Here is a 20,803-nt window from a genome sequence, read left to right on the forward strand (position 1 = left end):
TGAAGATAAAATTTAAGAGGGTGTTTTTTTTGTTATTAATTAAAGACAAAAGACGTGTTGATATAAAAATTACGTCCTTGTCGCGCAATATTATTCCAGTCGGCATAGGTAGAATAATAACGGTCTAAAATATTTTCTACACCATATTTTAGAACCAGTTTATTCGTTTTTAAATAAAATATATTTCCGAAGTTTAAATTTAGTATACCATAAGACGGCGTTTCGTTTTCTCCGTAAAAACTTGAGTACTGACTTTGGTTGCCGTTGCCTTCCAATTGTAATGCAGCATTAAAATTGGTGGTGTTATAATTTAATTCGGCTAAATACGAGAAAGGTTTTATTAGGGGCAAAGGTTCGTTATTACTGCCTTTGCCGTAGTTATAACCAACAGAAGCATTTATAGATAAGGTTTTTGATAACAGATAACTCGAGTTTAAATAGATATCGAAAATAGAAGCATAATCTAATGCCGTATAAATTTTTACACCGTTGGCACCAATAGTCATAGGGCTTAACGATGCATCAATCTCGCCAACAATGTAATCTCTTATATGGAAATATGACGATTCTAAACCTATTTTAAAATTGCCGAAAAGATAATTTGCTTTCATATTGGCTTCAAATGATTTTTCATTTTTTAGGGTTGGGTTTCCGATATAATCAAAATTATCGAAGTTGTTATACAGGAAAAAACCATAACCTTCACTCACTGAAGTTGCGCGTTCGCCATAGCCTAAACCCAATGAAAGATGGTAATTTTCTTTTTCTAAATGATAATTTGAAGCTACCGAAGTTAAAAAGCGATGTTTAGAATTGGTTAAATCGGGATAGAAAATTTTTAAGCTTTCCAAACCTTCATCTTTTGCAATTGTGTTGTTGTGAAACCCGAATCGTACGGAAGTACTTATCGATTCAGCATCACTTAAAGTATAGTTGTCTCTTATGTACAAGCCACTGTACAAGGTTCTGACATCGGGCCAAGTGTACATAAACATACTCGGTTGATTGGAGTCGTTTGGGTACATGGTCATTTCGGCTAAAGATCGGTTGTAAAATCCGTTGAGATTAAACTGAAACTGATGTTTGTTTGCAGTGAATTTTAACTTGCTATAAAATCCATAAGTGTCACTCCAACCGGGCATATCCATACGAATAGGTACATCGGGACGTTTGGAGTCGTCCATAATATGGGTTATGGTATTGAAATACAATTTTGATTCCCAGGATGTAATATAGCTGAGGTTGCTTTTGTAGTTGTGTGTTACCGATGTAATTATAGCCTCGGCTAATGAGACATCCATAGGTAGCGCCGGATAACCAATATCGGTAGCTTTGTCGTAAATAATATTAGCATCCAAACTGTGGTTATTTGATAATTTATAACCTGCCTGTGTAGAAATATTGAATTTTTCAAATTGAGAAAAGGGGACTTCTTTGTTTTCTCCGGCGTTGTAATTGTCAGATTTTCTGTAAATACCATCCGTATTTAGGTAAAACTTATTGGTTGAATATTCCAGTTCTAAACCACAGGTTTTGTAGTTGCCATTGGATTCGTAGCCCAAATCGACACTTGACTTTAATCCTGAATGATTAAATTTAGATTCTGGCATTTGTAAATCGATAGCACCACCAATATTATGACCGTTTTCAGTGCCTTCCTGACCAAAATTGATTGTTACCTGCTTTAGATTTGAAACATCAACATACGATGTTATGGGATCCATTTTATCGGTGCAGGCACCAAAAATCTGCATGCCGTCTATGGTGACATTTAAGCGTTCGCTGGTCATATTATTTAGTGTAGGCTCCCAGGCATAGTTACCACGTTTAATCATGGTCACACGATTCGATTTTTCTAAATAATTGTCAATGCTTGACAAGGTTTTTTCCTGTCGATAATTACTCAGGTTTCGGTTACCTAATACTATAATTTCATCTAATTGTGTAGTGTCTTTCTTTATAATTACATCGCTTTGCTGACCATAAGAAACTCCACTGTATATGATGCCCAATATAAGAACAATGAGCTTTTTCATAATGCTATGTGTTGTAAGGATTGCATCGTGTTTTATTAACAGGATGCAATCTCTAGTGTGTTAAAATTCTAATTCTAGATATAAGCTACTTTGGGTGTTTGTTTCGGTAACGTCTTCACCTTTTAAAACGGTGTATTCAGCATCGACAAGTTTTAAGTTTAAAACCCAATACCCGGTCATGGTTAAGGACAGGTCGGCATGGTACATACTATCTGTACTACTATATGTTAAATCAGTATTGTTAGGCGAACTATGGTTGCTCATACCTGGCATTCTAGGATCCAGGGCTAAGCTGTAGTTTTCAACTTCGGGAAAAGACATCATTGTTTCCATGGAGTATAAGCCAACAACCAGATTGTTTATGCCAATAATAGGTTTTGTAGGTTCTATAATGGCAATCACATAACGCTTGTTGTCGCTTCCTTGAAAACTACTTACATTTTGTAATTTACTTTGTAAAACCGTGATTGTATCGGTAACCACGTATGTTATACCATCAATAGTGTAATTTATTGTTAATGACCAGCCAGAACCATCTGTATTTGTCATTTGGTAAATAATGTAGCCGTCGTAAAGGGTTTTTTTGTTTGTAGTTTTTAATACGTCTGATTTTGGACACGAGTGTTGCATGGTTGGCATTTGCATAACCGGCATCCAGTTTATTGAAGCATTTTCAATATAACTTTTAGAGGTGTTATCTACAATTCTAAGGCTTACGGCGTTGTATCCTGTGTAAAAGCTTCCTGATTTAGTGTAAACCTCAATAGTATGAGTGTCGTTTACAAGGTTTTGAACTTTAATTAAGTTCTCCAGTTCGTTAATTATAAGGTCATCATCGTTATCGGTAGAACAGCTAGCAGAAAATAAAGTGATAAACAGAATAGGTAATATATGTGAAAATTTCATTTTGTAATTCAATTTAGGGTATAGTCACAGTGTGTATAAGTCTTAAGCTATACAGTTAATGTTTAAACATAGGCGTTTTGTCTAATACATCAATTGAGATGAATTTGAGCCTGTTTTTTGATAAATTATGGAATTACGAAATGTTTGGAGGCGGTGTATCGACAGCGATGGTGCTTTCGTAAATCGCCGGAGTTTTGTAAATTAACTTAGATTGCGAAGTTAATTGCAATGTATTTTGAGTATCAATCGTATCGATGTTTGAAATGAAAAAAGCATCTAACACCATACGTTTGTTTTCTTCTAAAGGTGTTTTATGGTCGGCACCAGTTTCGTTTTTCGCCAGTTGTTTTTGCAAATGACATTTACCGTTACACCCCTGCTGATTATCCTTTTGAACGCAAAGTGTTTTGGCAATAAAATCCTGATTGGCGACAAAATCAACCACAATAACAAGCGTATTGATGTTATGTGCCAGTAGGATAACTACCAGAACAAGCGCGGTTATTTTATTGACCAAGAATTTTAACATGCTGCAAATTTACGGTTTCGTTTTCTTTTGAAAAGTGATAATTATTACATTTAAAAATCTTTTTTCTTCGACTTCATAACAATTCTGAAAATGGGTAAAATTACCCAAATAATAAGAACAGATAATGAGATAATTAATCCGGTGCTGGTGCCAAAGGGAGGTGTGAGCATTAGTTAACCGTGAAAAAGCTAATGTCTTATATTGAGGTGGTAGATGTGTGTATAATGTTTATGGTGTTATTTTAACGTTCTAAAATATTCTAAAATAGCTCTGGCGTTCTCTTCAGAAAGGCTCTGATTAGGCATTGGCGATCCGTTAAACTCAATAAGTAAATCTTTAGCTAATTGATTTCTTTGTACCATTTCTTCAGGATTTAAAATCATATTCATAATCCATTCAGGAGATCGCTTTTCTAGAATGCCAACAGGAGATGGGCCGATAAATTTTTTGTCCGGACGGTGGCAAGCGGTACACATTTTATTAAATATGTCTTTACCATGAGAAGCTATGTTTTGGTCTATTTCACTAGCCAGTATAATCGAGGTAATCGGGCCAATACCTTTATCGGTTAAATCTACCCTTTGAGATGCGCTAAGGGCTTTTGGTGCTTCAGAAGATTTATTTGTTTGTTGTGTTGCTGTTTTTTGTTCATAAGAAAATCCACTTTTCTTTTTTTCTTCCTTGCTTCCGCAACTAAAAATAGCTAAGGCAACAATTAAAGTCAGTAATTTAAATGCTGATTTCATAATGATGAATTAGATTTTTGCGAAGTTAGGTTCTGAAATGATTATTAAATATGACAATCATCATAAATAGTGTGTTTTTCTTGTTTTAAGTTTCAATTCAGGCTAATTGGTTTTACTGATTTTTATAAAAAAGAATAGAAAATGAAATGGAAATAGTTGTTTGAAATTAAAAATAAACCCTTACAAAAGGCGCCCAAGGATCGGCATAAATACTTTTATTTCGGTCGTAAAGCACATCGTAGCGAATGCCAAAGGTAACATTGCGGTTGCGGTAACCAGCACCTAAAAATAAGGCTGGATACCAATAGTTGTCGTCTTGAAAATTAAGTCGGTTGTCGTATTTCCTGCTTACGTAAAGTTCTTCAAATTCGGCAGATAACTGAATGGTGTTAATCGGGCTGTATAAACCAATTAAACTGCCTCCAAAAATAGTCGATTTGTAGAAATCTTTACTGCTATTATAGGTGCCATTAAGTCCTATGCCCATAGCTAGGCTATTATTGAATTCGTAAAGGGCGCTTGGTGCTAGTGTTCCGCTGAAAAAACCGTTTCCAAAACTTAATCCTATACCGCCGCCAAAACGGACGTGTTTCCAAAAGTCGTTTTCTAACTGTTGTGCAGTTAAAGTGTTAAAACTCCAAATAATTGTTAATAAAAGCAGTAGGGATTTTTTATTAATTAAAGTAATCATACTTAGTTCTTTGAAATATGTTAACAAATTAAACTGAAAATTTAATTTTTAATTATATGGGTGTTATGATAATCATAAATATAACAAAATAAACATCTAATATTCGCAAAAGTTGTATTTTTGCCGGTAAATTTGACTAATTGATAGTGAATTATATATAATAATGGATAAATATTCCTTTTTAAACGCAGCGCATACAGCCTACTTTGCTGATTTATACGATCAATACTTAGAGAATCCAGACGCCGTAGAGCCAAGTTGGAGAGCCTTTTTTCAGGGTTACGATTTTGGTAGTGAGAACTACGGTTTAGAAGGAGAGATTGTTGAAGGTGTTTCGGCGCAAATGCCAGAATATCTTCAAAAAGAATTCCAGGTTCTTAAACTTATTGACGGATATAGAATGCGTGGGCACTTGTTTACTAAAACAAACCCTGTGCGTGACAGAAGATCTTACTCGCCTACTTTAGCAATTGAAAATTTTGGTTTATCCTCAAACGATTTAGATACCGTTTTTAATGCGGGTGAAGTTTTAGGTATTGGTGCAAAACCATTACGTGAAATTTTAGTGCATTTAGAGAAGATCTATTGCAGTTCTATCGGTGTAGAGTACATGTACTTACGTAATCCGGAAGTGATTGCTTGGTGGCAAGGGAAGTTAAATCAAAACGACAACCAGCCTACCTTTGATGCAGAAAAGAAAAAATACATCCTTTCTAAGTTAAATCAGGCGGTAACGTTTGAGAACTTTTTACAAACTAAGTATGTTGGACAAAAGCGTTTCTCTCTTGAAGGAGGGGAGTCTTTAATTCCGGCAATTAGTAACGTATTATTTTATGCTGTAGAAAAGTATGGTGTAAAGGAATGTGTACTTGGTATGGCACACCGTGGACGTTTAAGTACCTTGGTGAACATCTTCAGAAAACCAATGCATGAATTATTCAGTGAGTTTGATGGTAAAGACTTCGAAGATGCAGATATCGATGGAGACGTTAAGTATCACTTAGGACTAACCTTAGATAAAACCTATCAAAACGGAAAGAATATTAAAATGAACTTAGTGCCTAACCCATCGCACTTAGAGACTGTTGCATCGGTTGCTGAAGGGATTACGCGTGCTAAAATTGATAATGATTACGATGGTGATGATTCTAAAATCATTCCTATTGTTGTACATGGTGATGCAGCTATCGCCGGACAAGGTATTGTTTATGAGGTAGCGCAAATGAGCCAGCTTGCCGGATACAAGACAGGTGGTACTGTACACATTGTGGTGAATAACCAGATTGGATTTACAACCAACTATTTAGATGCGCGTTCAAGTACTTATTGTACAGATGTGGCTAAAGTAACTTTATCGCCTGTATTACACGTTAATGCTGATGATGCTGAGGCTGTAGTTCACGCTGTGGAGTTAGCACTAGATTACAGAATGCGTTATAAAAAGGATGTTTACATCGATTTATTAGGGTATAGAAAATATGGTCATAACGAAGGTGATGAACCACGTTTCACGCAACCTAAATTATATAAAGCGATTGCGAAACACAACAATCCGTTTGATCTTTATTCAAACAAGTTAATTGCTGAAAATACTATTGATGCAGCTTATAAAAAAGGTATTGTAGACGAGTTTAAAGATACTTTAGAGTCTGAATATACTAAAGCTAGAGAAGCAGAATCTTCAAAAGTAAGAGAGTTTATGCAGGAGCGCTGGCAAGGTTTTGAGCGTTCTGAATTAGAAGGCATGTTAGTGCCGACTGATACGACTTATGCTAAGGAAAAATTGGAAGGTATTTCTAAAGTGGTTTCAACCGTTCCAGAAGGCGTGAAGTTTGTGCGTAAAGCAGAACGTATTTTAGAAGGTCGTGCAAAAATGGTATTTGAAACAGATACTTTAGACTGGGGTATGGCTGAAACATTAGCTTACGGAAGTTTATTGGAAGAAGGTTTCAATGTGCGTATTTCAGGTCAGGATGTAGAGCGTGGAACGTTCAGTCACAGACACGCGATTTTACGTGATGAGATTTCAGAAGATCGTATCAATTTATTGAACACGAACCCTGAGAACAAAGGCGAGATGTATATTTACAACTCCTTTTTATCAGAATATGGTGTGTTAGGTTTCGATTATGGTTATGCTATGGCAAATCCGAATACCTTAACCATCTGGGAAGCACAGTTTGGTGATTTCAGTAATGGTGCACAAATTATTTTCGACCAGTATTTATCGGCTGCAGAAGATAAATGGAAAGCGCAAAATGGTATTGTGGTGTTATTACCTCACGGATACGAAGGTCAGGGGTCTGAGCACTCTTCAGCTAGAATGGAGCGTTATTTACAAATGTGTGGAGAAGATAATATGATTGTTGCCGATTGTACAACACCTGCAAACTTCTTCCACTTGTTACGTCGTCAAATGAAACGTAACTTCAGAAAACCATTAATCGTTTTCACACCTAAGAGTTTATTACGTCACCCTAAAGCGATTTCAAGTATTAATGAATTGGCTGGAGGAACTTTCCAGGAAGTTATTGATGATACCGTAAATCCAGATAACGTTAAGAAATTAGTATTCTGTACAGGTAAATTCTACTACGATTTATTAGCAGAACGCGAAGAGTTAGGAAGAGAAGATTTGGCATTAGTGCGTATCGAGCAATTATTCCCGCTTCATTTAGATAAAATTCAGGAAGTTATTAACCGTTATCCAAATGTTGCAGAGTACGCCTGGGCACAGGAAGAGCCTAAAAACATGGGAGCTTGGATGTATCTTGCACAACGTATGGAATTGGTTAAATTGGCTTGTTATTCAAGACCATACAACTCTGTACCAGCACCAGGATCAAGTACACGTGATAAAAAGAGACAGCGTAACGTTATTGATGCTGTTTTCGATAATAACTAGTTATATAATAAAGTAAAAAATTCAATTAAAATTATAAGATAATGATTTTAGAAATGAAAGTGCCTTCGCCAGGGGAATCCATTACAGAAGTGGAAATAGCAACATGGCTGGTAGAAGACGGTGATTATGTAGAAAAAGACCAGGCTATTGCTGAGGTTGATAGTGATAAAGCAACTTTAGAGTTGCCTGCTGAAGTAAGCGGAACTATTACCCTTAAAGCTGAAGAAGGTGATGCTGTTGCCGTTGGGGCAGTAGTATGTTTAATCGATACAAGCGCTGCTAAGCCAGAAGGCGGTGAAGCCCCTAAAGCAGAAGCTAAAGTAGAAGCGCCAAAAGCTGAAACTCCAGTTCCTGCAGCCGCTGAAACGAAGACCTATGCAACAGGTTCAGCTAGCCCGGCAGCTAAAAAGATTTTAGCTGAGAAAGGTATCGAAGCAGCTTCAGTTTCTGGAACAGGCAAAGATGGTCGTGTAACTAAAGAAGATGCTGTTAAAGCAGTACCTTCAATGGGAACACCTTCAGGAGGAAGCCGAGGTACTTCAAGAACTAAAATGTCTATGTTACGTCGTAAAGTAGCAGAGCGTTTAGTGGAAGCTAAAAATACAACAGCTATGTTAACAACGTTTAACGAAGTTAACATGACGCCTATATTTGAATTAAGAAACGAGTATAAAGATGCCTTTAAAAACAAACACGGTGTTGGTTTAGGCTTCATGAGTTTCTTTACGTTAGCAGTAGTTAGAGCATTAAAAATGTATCCTGCAGTAAACTCAATGATCGATGATAAAGAAATGATTTCTTACGATTTCTGTGATATTAGTATTGCTGTTTCAGGACCGAAAGGATTAATGGTTCCTGTTATTCGTAATGCTGAAAACTTAAGTTTTAGAGGCGTAGAATCTGAAGTGAAACGTTTAGCTTTACGCGCTCGTGATGGTCAGATTACTGTTGATGAAATGACAGGTGGTACATTTACGATTACCAATGGTGGTGTATTTGGTAGTATGCTATCAACTCCAATCATTAACCCTCCTCAAAGTGGTATTTTAGGAATGCACAACATCATCGAGCGTCCAATTGCTGTGAATGGTAAAGTTGAAATTCATCCAATGATGTACGTAGCATTGTCTTACGATCACAGAATTATTGATGGTAAAGAGAGTGTTGGTTTCTTAGTAGCTGTTAAAGAGGGTATTGAGAACCCGGTTGAGTTATTGATGAATAGCGATATCAAAAAAGCTTTAGAACTATAAATTAGTTAGCTCGGGCTTTATCAAAATAAAAAAAGTACTGGTGTGTTTCACTAGTACTTTTTTTATTTAACTAAAAAACTAACTAAAATAAAACTAAAACGTTTATTGCGATTACTATAATTACTAGGGTAGCTAATCCAATGATAAAGTATTTGTTTAAGTATTCGTTTTCCTTTTCCATGATAGGAGACTTAAGTGATTAATGATGTCTGTTTAAAATCCTGCGCCTTAAAGCGCAGGATTAATATATAATTACCTGTTAAGAGACTGATTAATAGCGAGATAAAATTAAAGATGATCTGTGAGAAAAAAAATACGCAGTTCTACTTATTTTTTGTTTCAGATTTAGGTCTGTGCAAAATAAAAGAAGCTCCAAACAATAAAGTCCAGAGCCTCCTGTATAATCCTCCCTAAGAATTAATTAATAGCAATGTAAAGGTAAGGTATACAAAGGCTAAAAAAAATACGCAGTTCTACTTATTTTTCGATTCCGATTTAAGAATCTATTAAAATAAAAGAAGCTCTAAACAATAAAGTCCAGAGCCTCCTGTATAATCCTCCCTAAGAATTAATTAATAGCAACGTAAAGGTAAGGGATGCAAAGGCAAAAAAAAATACGCAGTTCTACTTATTTTTTTACAGAAATGCTTTGTGGTTATTTGCCCAGATACCAAGTGATGTTGGTTTATCGTCAAGTTCCAGTTTGTTAATAGCATTACTACGGTGTTTATCTACGGTTCTAACGGATATAGATAGTTCGTTTGCAATGTCCTGACTGGTTTTGTTTTCGGCCACCAGCTTTACAATTTTTAGTTCCGATTTGGTGAGTAAATCTAAATTCTTAGGTCTGTTACTATGATTGTTTATGTTTAAATAAGAAGCAATTTCTTCACTAAAATAAGGTTCCCCTTTTAATACGTGCGAAATGCAGGTTTCTATTTCTTCAACAGCAAATTCCTTTAAAATATAACCGTATACGTTGAATTCTTTGGCCTGATCAAAAAGTTCTTCTTCCTTATCAAAGGTGATTAAAATGACTTTAGTGGCCAAATTATTTTTTTTACATGCTTCAGCAATCTCCAATCCTGTTTTGTACGGCATTCTGATATCTAAAATCGCAATTTCAGGTTTTAGCTTTACAATAAGATTATACGCGGCATTACCATCCTGCGCGCTTCCAACGATGTCAAATCCTTTAGAAGTTAAAAAATCAGACATGCCTCTAAGCATAAGAGGATGGTCATCTGCAATAACAATAGATGGCTTCATTTATTAAAAGGGAGTATTCTGCTATTAGTTTTGTTGAGTAAATATACTAATTTTCTAATTTCAAGTAGATGTATTTCTTCTCGTAATCTATAATAGCTTTCGATTTTTTTAAAATATCAGCTCCAATAATACCATCAACTGGTTTTGAGTTGTGATTTATTAAAGCGGTGTTCACGTGACTAAGGTTGAAAAGGACTAAAACAACTTTGTTTTGTTTCCATTTGCCAATCCTTAGTTTGTTCTTTTTAGACATTTTAGTTTCCATATTTATGGCACCGGCACCGGCCGCCATAATTTCAGAATCCTTGACTTTTAGATTAAAAGTATCGATAGCTTCAAAACCCACACAAGAATTTGAAGCACCAGTATCTAAAATAAAACGACCTTTAACGCCATTTAAAGTGGCCTTAACTTCGAAATGATTGGTTTTTGTTAAACGCAGTTTAACTTTGGTGTATCCTTTATTAAGAAGAAAATGTTCTAATGTGTCTTCCATATGTGATGATTGTGCGCTAAAAGTACTATAAATACAGGGATGCTTCACTTAAAAAGATATAAAATTCTATATTATCTATAAGATTGTGATTTAAATCTAAAATTATCTAAAAGACCATTATTAAAAGGGCTGACTTTTTTATTTTTACCTCATGATAATAACCGATACCCATACCCATTTATATAGTGAAGCTTTTGATGACGACCGACATGAAATGATTAATCGAGCGATTGATTTAGGTGTTTCTCGTTTTTTTATTCCGGCCATCGATTCGACGTATACCGAATCGATGTTACTGTTAGAACAGGATTTTCCTAATCATGTGTTTTTAATGACTGGATTGCATCCAACGCATGTGCAGAAGAATTATGAAGCTGAATTAAAACATGTGGAAGAAATGCTTGCCGCACGTCATTTTTATGCTGTAGGCGAAATTGGTATCGATTTGTATTGGGAAAAAAGCACATTAGAGATTCAGAAAATTGCCTTTAAGCGTCAAATTCAATTGGCGAAACATTACAAATTGCCTATTGTGATTCACTGTCGTGAAGCCTTTGATGAAATTTTTGAAGTTCTAGAAGAAGAGAAAGGCGACGATTTGTTTGGTGTTTTTCATTGTTTTACAGGAACTTTAGAGCAAGCACATCAGGCCATATCCTACAATATGAAGTTAGGTATTGGTGGTGTCGCTACGTTTAAGAACGGTAAAATCGATCAGTTTTTAAAAGATATCGATTTAAAACATATTGTATTAGAAACCGATGCCCCTTATTTAGCTCCAGTTCCGTATCGCGGAAAGCGAAATGAAAGTGCCTATATTATTAAGGTCTTAGAAAAACTGTCTTATATATATGATAGGAGTGAAGAGGAGATTGCAAATATAACCACGCAAAACTCTAAAGACATATTCGGTATTTAATTTAAAAGCTTAGAAATGATGAGTACATCAAAACCAAATATACTATTAATTTATACCGGAGGTACCATTGGTATGGTTAAAGACGCTAAAACCGGAACTTTAAAAGCGTTCAATTTTAAAAACCTTTTGAAACAGATTCCGGAATTACAACTATTAGATTGTAATATTGATACGGTATCCTTTGATGAACCCATAGATTCCAGTAACATGAATCCAGAATACTGGGTGCAGATTGCTGAAATTATAGAACATCATTATCAATCTTTTGATGGTTTTGTGGTATTGCACGGTAGCGACACGATGAGTTATACGGCTTCAGCTTTAAGTTTTATGTTAGAAAACTTAGCAAAGCCTTTGGTGTTTACCGGGTCACAATTACCTATTGGGGATTTACGTACCGACGCTAAAGAGAATTTAATTACCTCTATTCAAATGGCTTCGCTTCAGGATAAAGGAAATCCCGTTATAAAAGAAGTTTGTTTATATTTTGAGTATAAATTATATCGTGCCAATCGAACAACTAAAATAAATGCGGAACATTTTGAAGCTTTTACGTCTTCAAATTATCCCGATCTAGCAGAGTCGGGTGTGCATTTAAAAGTGAATAATGAATATTTATTTAAGCCTAATCTAAAGAAAGCCTTTCAGGTCCATAAAAATTTAGATACTAATATTGCGCTTATTAAAGTCTACCCGGGCATGTCTGATAAGGTGTTAAATAATATTTTAAACACCGAAAATTTAAAAGCGGTGATAATTGAAACCTACGGATCAGGAAATGCGACTACTGAAGACTGGTTTTTAAAAAATATTAAAGCGGCGATTCAAAAAGGGATTCATATAGTTAATATTACTCAGTGTTCAGGGGGCAGCGTGATGATGGGGCATTACGAAACCAGTAATGAGCTTAAAAATATGGGAGTTATCTCAGGGAAAGACCTGACTACCGAAGCTGCTTTGAGTAAATTAATGTATATGTTGGGGCAAAATGTTTCGGAAAAAGTCTTCAAAACAGCATATGAGACGCCGTTAAGAGGAGAAATGTCTTAATTCATTCGTTTTATATTTCACAATTATTCAATTGCAATTGTATTGTCTATAGATGTATAATAATTGACATGGAAATTTAAAATAAAAGACTTTTTTGTCGTAGAGAGATAAATTTAAACTAATAGATATAATGAAAAACCTTCTTTTTGTTTTTATGATACTTGTTTTGGTGTCATGTTTTAAAGTAAATATTGAACCTCAAAAGGTATTTACTAAACACGACTTAGTTTCTAATGATTTAGCAAAAAGATGGGATGAAGGCATGCCTTTAGGTAATGGCTTTATAGGTGCATTGGTTTGGCAAAATGAAGGACAGTTAAGAATGTCTTTAGATAATGTAAATTTATGGGATATTCGTCCAATGGAGAATTTGAACACCCCTGATTATAAATTTTCATGGGTTTATGAACAGTGGAAGAATGATACGTACAAAGAGGTGCAAAATAGATTTGATGCTCCTTATGATAAATCTCCTGCGCCTTCAAAAATTCCAGGAGCGGCAATAGAATTCAATATAGTTAATTTAGGAAAAATTGATTCCACTCGATTATTCATAAAAAATGGTCTTGGAGTTATTTCTTGGAAGAACGGAATGGAGTTTAGTAGCTATGTACATGCTACTGAAAAAATAGGATGGTTTAAATTTAAAGGAGTTTCAAAGAATTTTAAGCCAGTTTTATTACCTCCTGCTTATAATTTAGAGGGAGAAGATAATGAACAATCACCTGTTGCAGGTCAGGATTTAAGACGTCTTGGTTATAAAAAAGGACAAGTTCAAGAAGAAGAAAATAGTATAACATATGTGCAAGAAGGATGGGGAGGCTTTAAATACGATGTTAATGTAAGATGGAAATATGTAAACGAAACTTTGGAAGGATGCTGGAGCATTAGTGCTCATTTTCCAAATTCAGATGCTGTTTTAGATTCTAATGTGTTAACAGCGGAGGCTATAGAACGTGGTTTCAATACCGATTTTGTTAGTCACAACAAGTGGTGGTCAGATTTTTGGGCAAAATCTAAAATCAATATTCCAGACGAAGTCTTGGAAAAGCAATGGTATTTAGAACAATATAAGTTTGGGTCTGCCGCAAGAACTGGGGCTCCACCAATTTCATTACAAGCTGTTTGGACTGCAGATAACGGTAAATTGCCACCATGGAAAGGAGACTATCATCACGATTTAAATACGCAGTTAAGCTATTGGTCTTCTTATTCTTCTAATCATATTGATTTAGAAAAGGGGTATTTAGATTGGTTGCTTAAGTGTAAAGCGAACTTTAAAAAGTACACTAGAGAATATTATGAATCTGATGGATTAGCTGTGCCAGGTGTTACTACAATTGAAGGACAGCCTATGGGTGGATGGATTCAATATGCATTTGGACCGACAGTTTCCGGTTGGTTAAGTCAGCATTTCTATTTGCATTGGCGTTATAGCATGGATAGAGAATTTTTAAAAAATGAAGCTTATCCATGGATAAAAGAGGTTGCCACGTTTTTTGAAGATATTTCGGTTAAAAGTGAAAACGGATTTAGAAAGTTGCCAATAAGTGCAAGCCCAGAGATGTATAATAACTCTAGAAGAGCTTGGTTTGGTGAAACTACAAATTTCGATTTGGCTGCTATTCGTTGGACGTACGAGAAGGCTTCAGAACTGGCTTTAGAGTTGGGTAACAATGAAGAAGCAGAAAGGTGGAAGTCAATGTTGGCAGAATGGCCTTATTTTGCCATAGATGAAGCAGAAGGCTTAATGATTGCTCCAGAAAATAAATATGAGCATTCGCATCGTCATTTTTCACATTTATTGGCGTATCACCCCTTAGGGCTTATAGATTATAGTAAGAGTGATGAAGACAAGAAGATTATAGACAATACAATTAATCATCTACTAGAAAAGGGGTCAGATTATTATACAGGATATTCATTTAGTTGGTTGGCTAATTTACAAGCCAGAGCATTTGATGGAGAGGCTGCTGCTAAAACATTAAAAATATTTGCAGAGAACTTTTGCTTGCCAAATTCCTTTCATGTTAATGGAGAGCAACATAATAGAGGGTATTCGAAGTTTAAATATAGGCCATTTACATTAGAGGGTAATTTTGCTTTTGCTGCAGGATTACAAGAAATGCTTATTCAGAGTCATACAGGAGTAATACAAATTTTTCCGGCCATACCAAAGCAATGGACTAATGTCAGTTATGACAAGCTTAGAACTGAAGGTGCGTTTTTGGTTTCGGCAAAGAAAAAGGATGGTAAGGTAAACCAAGTAACTATTGTTTCTGAACAAGGAGGTCTTTTGAAATTAAGAAATCCGTTTGATGACTTAAAATTTCATATAGACACAGAATATACTTTACAAGATGGAATAATAGTTATTCATACAGAAAAAAATCAGGAGATTAAAATAACTACATCTGAGAAATAGTATATTAAAAAAGGAAAGTCTAATTATTTGGTTTCATTTTTGGAACTAAAAAGCTTATTTATATTAATGTATGGTGTCGAAATGACAGTAAATATTCCCTTAAGAGGAGAAATGACCTAAAATTAACGGTTAAAATTTTAAGGTTCAAAGAATTTTTCGTTATTTGAGCCCCCGAAAAAAGTGCATTAGAAAAATTACAGAGAGGTGGCCGAGTGGTCGAAGGCGCACGCCTGGAAAGTGTGTATACGTCAAAAGCGTATCGAGGGTTCGAATCCCTTCCTCTCTGCTGAAATATGTTTTTAAATTGTATTTTTTTTATATCTTTAACACTTTAACTAATAAAATTAAGATCTAGAACATGAAAAGATTATTTTCTATCCTTGCCATTACAGGAATGATGGCTTTTGGAACTGTTAATGCAACTACAAATGCAAGCACAACTGCAGTTACTACAACAACTGTAACAACTACACAAGATGACGCTGCTGATGCACCTGCTGAAGAGCTTACGTTTCATCAAGAATTAAAAAAGAGATTTATAGAAGGAGGTCCTGGATTTATGGGGATTGTACTTTTATGTTTAATCTTAGGTTTAGCAATTGCTATCGAGAGAATTATCTTTTTAAACTTATCTACTACTAATACTAAAAAATTAACCCAAGAAGTAGAAGATGCTCTTAACTCAGGCGGTGTAGAAGCTGCTAAAGAAGTTTGTAGAAATACTAAAGGTCCTGTTGCTTCTATTTACTACCAAGGTTTAGATAGAACAGACGAAGGTTTAGACGCAGTTGAAAAAGCTGTTGTAGCTTACGGTGGTGTTCAAATGGGACAATTAGAGAAAAACGTGTCTTGGATTTCATTATTTATCGCATTAGCACCGATGTTAGGATTCATGGGTACGGTAATTGGTATGATTCAAGCATTCGATAAAATTGAAGCAGCTGGTGATATGCAACCATCTCTTGTAGCTGGTGGTATTAAAGTAGCACTTTTAACAACAGTATTCGGTCTTGTTGTAGCGATGATTCTTCAAGTATTCTACAACTACATTATTGCTAAGATTGATAGTATCGTTAACTCTATGGAAGATGCTTCTATTACGTTAATGGATCTATTAATCAGAAACAAAAAGTAATAATAAAACAAAACTCGAATTATGAAATTACATACAATTCTTAAATATATAGCGTATGTTCTGGGTATCGTTGGTGCGGTTCTTGCACTAATGATTATGACCTCAGACTCTGAAGGGCTAATAGATAACATTCTTTATGTTACTTATACGGTGCTTTTCATAGTATTAGCATTAATCGTTATATATGTTGTAAAAGGTCTGTTTGCAGGCGATATTAAAAAGACCCTATTAACTGTAGGATTATTTTTAGCTGTAATCGCAATTTCTTACGGAATTTCTTCTGGAACAGATCTAGATTTAGCACCGTTTAACGCAAAAGGATTAGGCATTACCGAAGCTATCTCTAAAAATGTAGGTGCTGGTTTAATAGCTTTCTATATCCTTTCAGTTACAGCTATTGGAGCAACATTGCTTTCAACAGTTAAAAAATTATTACACAAATAAAAAAGTAAGATATGGCAAAAAGAGCAGCTCCAGAAGTAAATGCAGGCTCCATGGCCGACATCGCGTTTTTACTGTTAATATTTTTCTTAGTAACAACTACTATTGAAACAGATGCAGGAATCAACCGTAAGTTACCACCTATGGAAGATGAAAACGTTCAGCCGCCAACAATTAAAAAGAAGAACATCTTTGAGGTTTTACTAAACGGAAAAGATCAGTTACTTGTAGAAGATGAGTTAATGGAAATTAAAGATCTTAGACAAGCAGCTATTGAGTTCTTAGATAATGGTGGCGACGGATCGTGTAAATATTGTAACGGTAAAAAGGATCCGGATTCATCAGATAATCCAGATAAAGCTATTATTTCGTTGAAAAACGAACGTGAAACTACTTATAAAACGTATATCGCAGTACAAAATGAATTAGTTGCGGCATATAATGTGTTAAGAGATCGTAGAGCAAAATCGCAATACGGAATGACGTTCGCAGAAATGGAAGCTAATTATGACGATGTAAATTGGCCAGGAAATAAAACTAAATTGAAAGAACAAATTGAGCAGATAAAATTAGAATATCCTCAAAAGCTTTCTGAAGTACAATAATTAAAATTTAACATTTTATGGCTAAATTTAATAAGAAAAAAAGCGGTGATATGCCGGCGATATCTACAGCATCGCTGCCAGATATTGTATTCATGTTATTATTCTTCTTTATGGTGGCTACCGTAATGAGGCAAAATACATTAATGGTTGAAAATAATTTGCCATTTGCTGATCAGATTGAGAAGTTAGATAAAAAAGATTTGGTAATGTATATTTATGCAGGAAAACCAAGTGAAAATTACACGAAGCAATTTGGTACAGCGGCTAAAATTCAGCTTAATGATAAATTTGCTGATGTTAGCGAAATCGCTGCCTTTATTGCAGCAGAGCGCGCATCAAAAAGAGAAGAGTTAGTTCCATTTTTATCAACTGCTTTAAAAGTAGATCAAGATGCAAACATGGGATTAATAATGGATATTAAGAAGGAATTGCGTAAAGTGAATGCGCTAAAAATTAACTATACTACTAAAAAGGGTAGTGTAACAGGCGAATAGATTTTAATTCTTAATTTTATATTTAAAAGCGTTTTGAGATATCAAAACGCTTTTATTTTTTTATGGCGTATAGAATTATTATAAATTTATGGTTCCTTAACAATTTAGGTTTAAATCGGTTTTGATGAGAAATAGGATATGGTTTGTTTTTTTATGGATTTCAGGGGTGTATCAAGTGATAGCCCAAAATACTATTGAAAAGGTTGTAGACTCACTTTATAAGGAAGATCAGTTTTATTTAGCTGTAACTTATAACTTATTTGGAAATCGTCCTGTAGATCTCTCTCAAAACGGTTTTTCTAACGGATTACACCTAGGTTTTATGAAGGACATGCCGTTAAATAAGCGACGTAATGTGGCTTTGAGTATTGGTTTAGGCTATTCAACGAATTCCTTTTATCATAACCTTTATATTAGCCAAGATGAGAACCAGGTAACAACTTACGATATTATTCTGCAAAGCGATACCTATACCAAAAATAAATTCAGTAATCATATTGTAGAAATGCCAATTGAATTCAGGTGGCGAACCTCCACTCCGGAAGAATATAAATTCTGGCGTATTTATACGGGGTTTAAGCTAGGGTATATTTTTGGTAATCGTGTGAAGTATCGAGGCGATTTAGGAGACATACAATACAATAATATTAAGGTATTCGAGAAGTTTCAGTATGGTTTAAACTTAAGTTTTGGTTACAATACCTGGAATGCTTATCTGTATTATGCGTTATCGCCTATATTTTCAAAAGAAAATCAAATCAACGGAGAGAGCATCGATATGAATAATATTAAAATAGGATTGATATTCTATATTCTATAACCAGTAGGTTACTAAAATTAACTGCGGAAACATCCCTACAAGAAAGCCCAAAATCAACTCGACATTGGTATGTGCATTGGCATGTAAACGAGAAGTGGCCACCGCACCTGTAATAATACTCATGATAGCTAAAGTTCCGTTTATGTTTATGCTAAAATGAATGCTTAGGGCTATAAAAAACATAAAAACTCCCGAAATACCAATCATATGAATACTGGCTTTAATCTTAAATACGGCAAGCATTAAACAGGTCATGGTTGAGATTAAAATGCCCAAAAAGAAATAGTAAAGTTCAACTATCTGGTTTGCAGTTAAAATACGTTGTAAAATAACAATGACTACTATGCAGTTTAAGGCTAAGGGAAGTATACGCTCTTCGGAGGTTGGCATATAAATAGATTTTACTTTTCCTAAAGTTTTCAGTAAAAAGTAAAGTAAAACAGGAAGAATAATGGTTAAAATTCCAAGGGAAAGTAACTTTGCCTGTATAATTTCTTGAGGAATGAAACGAGGAGATTTAGAAAAGTAAAAAATAACACCCAGAACAGGCATTATTAACGGATGAAAAACAAACGAAATACTTTTTAAGATCTTATCTATCATATCTTTTTACGTAAGCGGGCAACAGGAATGTCGAGTTGCTCCCGGTATTTTGCAACCGTACGCCTTGCAATAGGATAGCCTTTGTCTTTTAAAATAGAGGCTAAATGTTCGTCGGTTAGGGGTTTTTTCTTGTTTTCTTCTTCAATAACGGTTTCTAAAATCTTTTTAATTTCTCTTGTAGACACATCTTCACCCTGATCATTTTTCATAGCTTCAGAGAAGAAATCTTTAATCAGTTTCGTTCCATAAGGTGTATCCACATATTTGCTGTTAGCAACTCTGGAAACCGTTGAAACATCCATATTAATTTCGTCTGCAATATCTTTAAGAATCATCGGTTTTAAGTTACGCTCATCACCGGTTAAGAAATATTCTTCCTGATAATGCATGATGGCACTCATCGTAACAAATAAGGTTTGCTGACGTTGTTTTATGGCTTCAATAAACCACTTCGCAGCGTCTAACTTTTGTTTGATGAAGATCACAGCATCCTTTTGAGATTTCGATTTTTCTTTAGACTCTTTATAGCCTTTAAGCATGTCGTTGTAACCTCTGGAAACATGAAGCTCAGGGGCATTACGTCCGTTAAGGGTTAGTTCCAGTTCGCCGTCAACAATTCTAATGGCGAAATCGGGAACAACGTGTTCTACAATACGGTTGTTACCAGCATAAGATCCTCCGGGTTTTGGGTTTAAATGCTCGATTTCATGAATGGCGTCTTTGAGTTGCAGTTCTGTAACGTCAAATTTTTGTAATAATTTATCGTAATGTTTTTTTGTGAATTGCTCGAAAGCATTATCGATAATATCAATGGCCAATTCGGTATCGGGTGTTTTTTCCTTACGGTGTAATTGAATGCTTAAACACTCTTGCAGGTTTCTTGCACCAACACCCGCAGGATCTAACTGGTGAACTATTTTTAGTACTTTATTAATTTTTTCTTCGGAAGTATAAACGTTTTGGGTAAATGCCAGATCGTCCATAATATCCGAAAGCGATCGACGAATGTAGCCGCTTTCATCAACACTACCAACTAAAAATTCAGCAATTTCGCGTTCTTCATCGTCTAATCGGTAGGTGTTAAGTTGGCTAATTAAGTGTTGTGTAAATGAGGTTCCTGCAGCGTAAGGCATGCTTTTTTCTTCATCATCGCTGCTGTAATTATTGGCTTGCATACGATAATCAGGAATTTCATCATCACTTAAATATTCATCAACATTGATGTCGTCATTACCAATGGTTTCACTATCGTTATACTCATCATTCGAGTTATCGAAATCACTATCATAGTCCGTTTCAACAGTATCTTTTCCACTATCTAAAGCAGGATTTTCTTCTAGTTCCTGTTTTATACGTTGCTCAAAAGCCTGCGTAGGCAACTGAATCAATTTCATTAATTGAATTTGTTGCGGCGACAGCTTTTGCGATAATTTAAATTGTAAATGTTGCTTGAGCATCTTGTGATTTGGTATAAGATAAA

19 protein-coding genes and 1 tRNA gene are annotated in these 20,803 nt (G+C 35.0%); 11 read left to right on the plus strand and 9 right to left on the minus strand.

Annotation, left to right across the window (positions count from 1 at the left end):
• Positions 1-35 precede the first annotated feature (35 nt).
• The 5 genes from ICJ84_RS14315 to ICJ84_RS14335 form a co-directional block, all read right to left on the minus strand.
• Positions 36-2,036: a TonB-dependent receptor plug domain-containing protein gene (locus tag ICJ84_RS14315; protein ID WP_188217098.1), complete on the minus strand. Its 2,001-nt coding sequence runs from the start codon at positions 2,034-2,036 to the stop codon at positions 36-38.
• A 60-nt stretch (positions 2,037-2,096) separates the two neighbouring features.
• Positions 2,097-2,942 (minus strand): hypothetical protein, encoded by an 846-nt coding sequence (locus ICJ84_RS14320; RefSeq protein WP_188217099.1) that lies wholly within the window; start codon positions 2,940-2,942, stop codon positions 2,097-2,099.
• 133 nt (positions 2,943-3,075) lie between these two features.
• The gene (locus ICJ84_RS14325; RefSeq protein ID WP_188217100.1) at positions 3,076-3,471 is read right to left on the minus strand and encodes a hypothetical protein; all 396 of its coding nucleotides are present in this window, start codon (positions 3,469-3,471) and stop codon (positions 3,076-3,078) included.
• 236 nt (positions 3,472-3,707) lie between these two features.
• Positions 3,708-4,217, minus strand: coding sequence for a c-type cytochrome (locus ICJ84_RS14330; protein ID WP_188217101.1), 510 nt, complete (start codon positions 4,215-4,217; stop codon positions 3,708-3,710).
• 166 nt (positions 4,218-4,383) lie between these two features.
• A complete protein-coding gene (locus ICJ84_RS14335; RefSeq protein ID WP_188217102.1) occupies positions 4,384-4,908 on the minus strand; it encodes an alpha-ketoglutarate decarboxylase in 525 nt (174 codons plus the stop codon).
• 163 nt (positions 4,909-5,071) lie between these two features.
• Between ICJ84_RS14335 and ICJ84_RS14340 the strand changes: the two genes are divergently transcribed.
• The gene (locus ICJ84_RS14340) at positions 5,072-7,813 is read left to right on the plus strand and encodes a 2-oxoglutarate dehydrogenase E1 component (RefSeq protein WP_188217103.1); all 2,742 of its coding nucleotides are present in this window, start codon (positions 5,072-5,074) and stop codon (positions 7,811-7,813) included.
• A 41-nt stretch (positions 7,814-7,854) separates the two neighbouring features.
• Entirely contained in the window at positions 7,855-9,066 is a 1,212-nt protein-coding gene (gene odhB / locus ICJ84_RS14345; RefSeq protein WP_188217104.1) for a 2-oxoglutarate dehydrogenase complex dihydrolipoyllysine-residue succinyltransferase, read from the plus strand.
• A 636-nt stretch (positions 9,067-9,702) separates the two neighbouring features.
• Here the strand turns inward: odhB and ICJ84_RS14350 are convergent.
• Together ICJ84_RS14350 and ICJ84_RS14355 are read right to left on the minus strand one after the other, a co-directional pair.
• The gene (locus ICJ84_RS14350; RefSeq protein WP_188217105.1) at positions 9,703-10,335 is read right to left on the minus strand and encodes a response regulator; all 633 of its coding nucleotides are present in this window, start codon (positions 10,333-10,335) and stop codon (positions 9,703-9,705) included.
• A gap of 46 nt (positions 10,336-10,381) precedes the next feature.
• Positions 10,382-10,831 (minus strand): retropepsin-like aspartic protease family protein, encoded by a 450-nt coding sequence (locus ICJ84_RS14355; RefSeq protein WP_188217106.1) that lies wholly within the window; start codon positions 10,829-10,831, stop codon positions 10,382-10,384.
• A gap of 151 nt (positions 10,832-10,982) precedes the next feature.
• On the opposite strand from ICJ84_RS14355, the gene ICJ84_RS14360 reads away from it, so the two are divergent.
• From ICJ84_RS14360 to ICJ84_RS14400, 9 genes are all read left to right on the plus strand, one after another.
• On the plus strand, positions 10,983-11,750 hold the full coding sequence (locus ICJ84_RS14360) for a TatD family hydrolase (RefSeq protein WP_188217107.1): 768 nt from the start codon (positions 10,983-10,985) through the stop codon (positions 11,748-11,750).
• Positions 11,751-11,768: 18 nt separating this feature from the next.
• Positions 11,769-12,800 carry an asparaginase gene (locus ICJ84_RS14365; RefSeq protein WP_188217108.1) on the plus strand — a complete coding sequence of 344 codons (1,032 nt, stop codon included), beginning with the start codon at positions 11,769-11,771 and terminating at the stop codon, positions 12,798-12,800.
• A 130-nt stretch (positions 12,801-12,930) separates the two neighbouring features.
• Positions 12,931-15,225 (plus strand): glycosyl hydrolase family 95 catalytic domain-containing protein, encoded by a 2,295-nt coding sequence (locus ICJ84_RS14370; protein ID WP_188217109.1) that lies wholly within the window; start codon positions 12,931-12,933, stop codon positions 15,223-15,225.
• Between the two features lie 198 nt (positions 15,226-15,423).
• A tRNA-Ser gene (locus tag ICJ84_RS14375) sits at positions 15,424-15,511 on the plus strand.
• 72 nt (positions 15,512-15,583) lie between these two features.
• A complete protein-coding gene (locus tag ICJ84_RS14380) occupies positions 15,584-16,360 on the plus strand; it encodes a MotA/TolQ/ExbB proton channel family protein (RefSeq protein WP_188217110.1) in 777 nt (258 codons plus the stop codon).
• 21 nt (positions 16,361-16,381) lie between these two features.
• Complete coding sequence (locus ICJ84_RS14385) at positions 16,382-16,804, plus strand: hypothetical protein (RefSeq protein WP_188217111.1); 423 nt, start codon at positions 16,382-16,384, stop codon at positions 16,802-16,804.
• A gap of 11 nt (positions 16,805-16,815) precedes the next feature.
• On the plus strand, positions 16,816-17,406 hold the full coding sequence (locus ICJ84_RS14390; protein WP_188217112.1) for an ExbD/TolR family protein: 591 nt from the start codon (positions 16,816-16,818) through the stop codon (positions 17,404-17,406).
• Between the two features lie 17 nt (positions 17,407-17,423).
• On the plus strand, positions 17,424-17,900 hold the full coding sequence (locus ICJ84_RS14395; protein ID WP_188217113.1) for an ExbD/TolR family protein: 477 nt from the start codon (positions 17,424-17,426) through the stop codon (positions 17,898-17,900).
• 124 nt (positions 17,901-18,024) lie between these two features.
• Positions 18,025-18,720, plus strand: coding sequence for a porin family protein (locus tag ICJ84_RS14400; RefSeq protein WP_188217114.1), 696 nt, complete (start codon positions 18,025-18,027; stop codon positions 18,718-18,720).
• On the opposite strand, the gene ICJ84_RS14405 is transcribed toward ICJ84_RS14400, so the two are convergent.
• Both ICJ84_RS14405 and rpoN read right to left on the minus strand, forming a co-directional pair.
• A complete protein-coding gene (locus tag ICJ84_RS14405) occupies positions 18,715-19,323 on the minus strand; it encodes a hypothetical protein (RefSeq protein WP_188217115.1) in 609 nt (202 codons plus the stop codon). The two genes, ICJ84_RS14400 and ICJ84_RS14405, sit on opposite strands and share 6 nt — an antisense overlap.
• Positions 19,320-20,780 carry an RNA polymerase factor sigma-54 gene (rpoN, locus tag ICJ84_RS14410; protein ID WP_188217116.1) on the minus strand — a complete coding sequence of 487 codons (1,461 nt, stop codon included), beginning with the start codon at positions 20,778-20,780 and terminating at the stop codon, positions 19,320-19,322. Before rpoN ends, ICJ84_RS14405 begins: the two co-directional genes overlap by 4 nt.
• Positions 20,781-20,803: the final 23 nt, after the last annotated feature.

The organism is Aestuariibaculum suncheonense, from assembly GCF_014596935.1.
Classification (GTDB): domain Bacteria; phylum Bacteroidota; class Bacteroidia; order Flavobacteriales; family Flavobacteriaceae; genus Aestuariibaculum; species Aestuariibaculum suncheonense.

What these genes read in the sequence shown, in the direction of transcription:
- ICJ84_RS14315 (WP_188217098.1), bottom strand. Translation starts at nt 2,036, where the DNA reads ATGAAAAAGCTCATTGTTCTTATATTGGGCATCATATACAGTGGAGTT.
- ICJ84_RS14320 (WP_188217099.1), bottom strand. Translation starts at nt 2,942, where the DNA reads ATGAAATTTTCACATATATTACCTATTCTGTTTATCACTTTATTTTCT.
- ICJ84_RS14325 (WP_188217100.1), bottom strand. Translation starts at nt 3,471, where the DNA reads ATGTTAAAATTCTTGGTCAATAAAATAACCGCGCTTGTTCTGGTAGTT.
- ICJ84_RS14330 (WP_188217101.1), bottom strand. Translation starts at nt 4,217, where the DNA reads ATGAAATCAGCATTTAAATTACTGACTTTAATTGTTGCCTTAGCTATT.
- ICJ84_RS14335 (WP_188217102.1), bottom strand. Translation starts at nt 4,908, where the DNA reads ATGATTACTTTAATTAATAAAAAATCCCTACTGCTTTTATTAACAATT.
- ICJ84_RS14340 (WP_188217103.1), top strand. Translation starts at nt 5,072, where the DNA reads ATGGATAAATATTCCTTTTTAAACGCAGCGCATACAGCCTACTTTGCT.
- odhB (WP_188217104.1), top strand. Translation starts at nt 7,855, where the DNA reads ATGATTTTAGAAATGAAAGTGCCTTCGCCAGGGGAATCCATTACAGAA.
- ICJ84_RS14350 (WP_188217105.1), bottom strand. Translation starts at nt 10,335, where the DNA reads ATGAAGCCATCTATTGTTATTGCAGATGACCATCCTCTTATGCTTAGA.
- ICJ84_RS14355 (WP_188217106.1), bottom strand. Translation starts at nt 10,831, where the DNA reads ATGGAAGACACATTAGAACATTTTCTTCTTAATAAAGGATACACCAAA.
- ICJ84_RS14360 (WP_188217107.1), top strand. Translation starts at nt 10,983, where the DNA reads ATGATAATAACCGATACCCATACCCATTTATATAGTGAAGCTTTTGAT.
- ICJ84_RS14365 (WP_188217108.1), top strand. Translation starts at nt 11,769, where the DNA reads ATGAGTACATCAAAACCAAATATACTATTAATTTATACCGGAGGTACC.
- ICJ84_RS14370 (WP_188217109.1), top strand. Translation starts at nt 12,931, where the DNA reads ATGAAAAACCTTCTTTTTGTTTTTATGATACTTGTTTTGGTGTCATGT.
- ICJ84_RS14380 (WP_188217110.1), top strand. Translation starts at nt 15,584, where the DNA reads ATGAAAAGATTATTTTCTATCCTTGCCATTACAGGAATGATGGCTTTT.
- ICJ84_RS14385 (WP_188217111.1), top strand. Translation starts at nt 16,382, where the DNA reads ATGAAATTACATACAATTCTTAAATATATAGCGTATGTTCTGGGTATC.
- ICJ84_RS14390 (WP_188217112.1), top strand. Translation starts at nt 16,816, where the DNA reads ATGGCAAAAAGAGCAGCTCCAGAAGTAAATGCAGGCTCCATGGCCGAC.
- ICJ84_RS14395 (WP_188217113.1), top strand. Translation starts at nt 17,424, where the DNA reads ATGGCTAAATTTAATAAGAAAAAAAGCGGTGATATGCCGGCGATATCT.
- ICJ84_RS14400 (WP_188217114.1), top strand. Translation starts at nt 18,025, where the DNA reads ATGAGAAATAGGATATGGTTTGTTTTTTTATGGATTTCAGGGGTGTAT.
- ICJ84_RS14405 (WP_188217115.1), bottom strand. Translation starts at nt 19,323, where the DNA reads ATGATAGATAAGATCTTAAAAAGTATTTCGTTTGTTTTTCATCCGTTA.
- rpoN (WP_188217116.1), bottom strand. Translation starts at nt 20,780, where the DNA reads ATGCTCAAGCAACATTTACAATTTAAATTATCGCAAAAGCTGTCGCCG.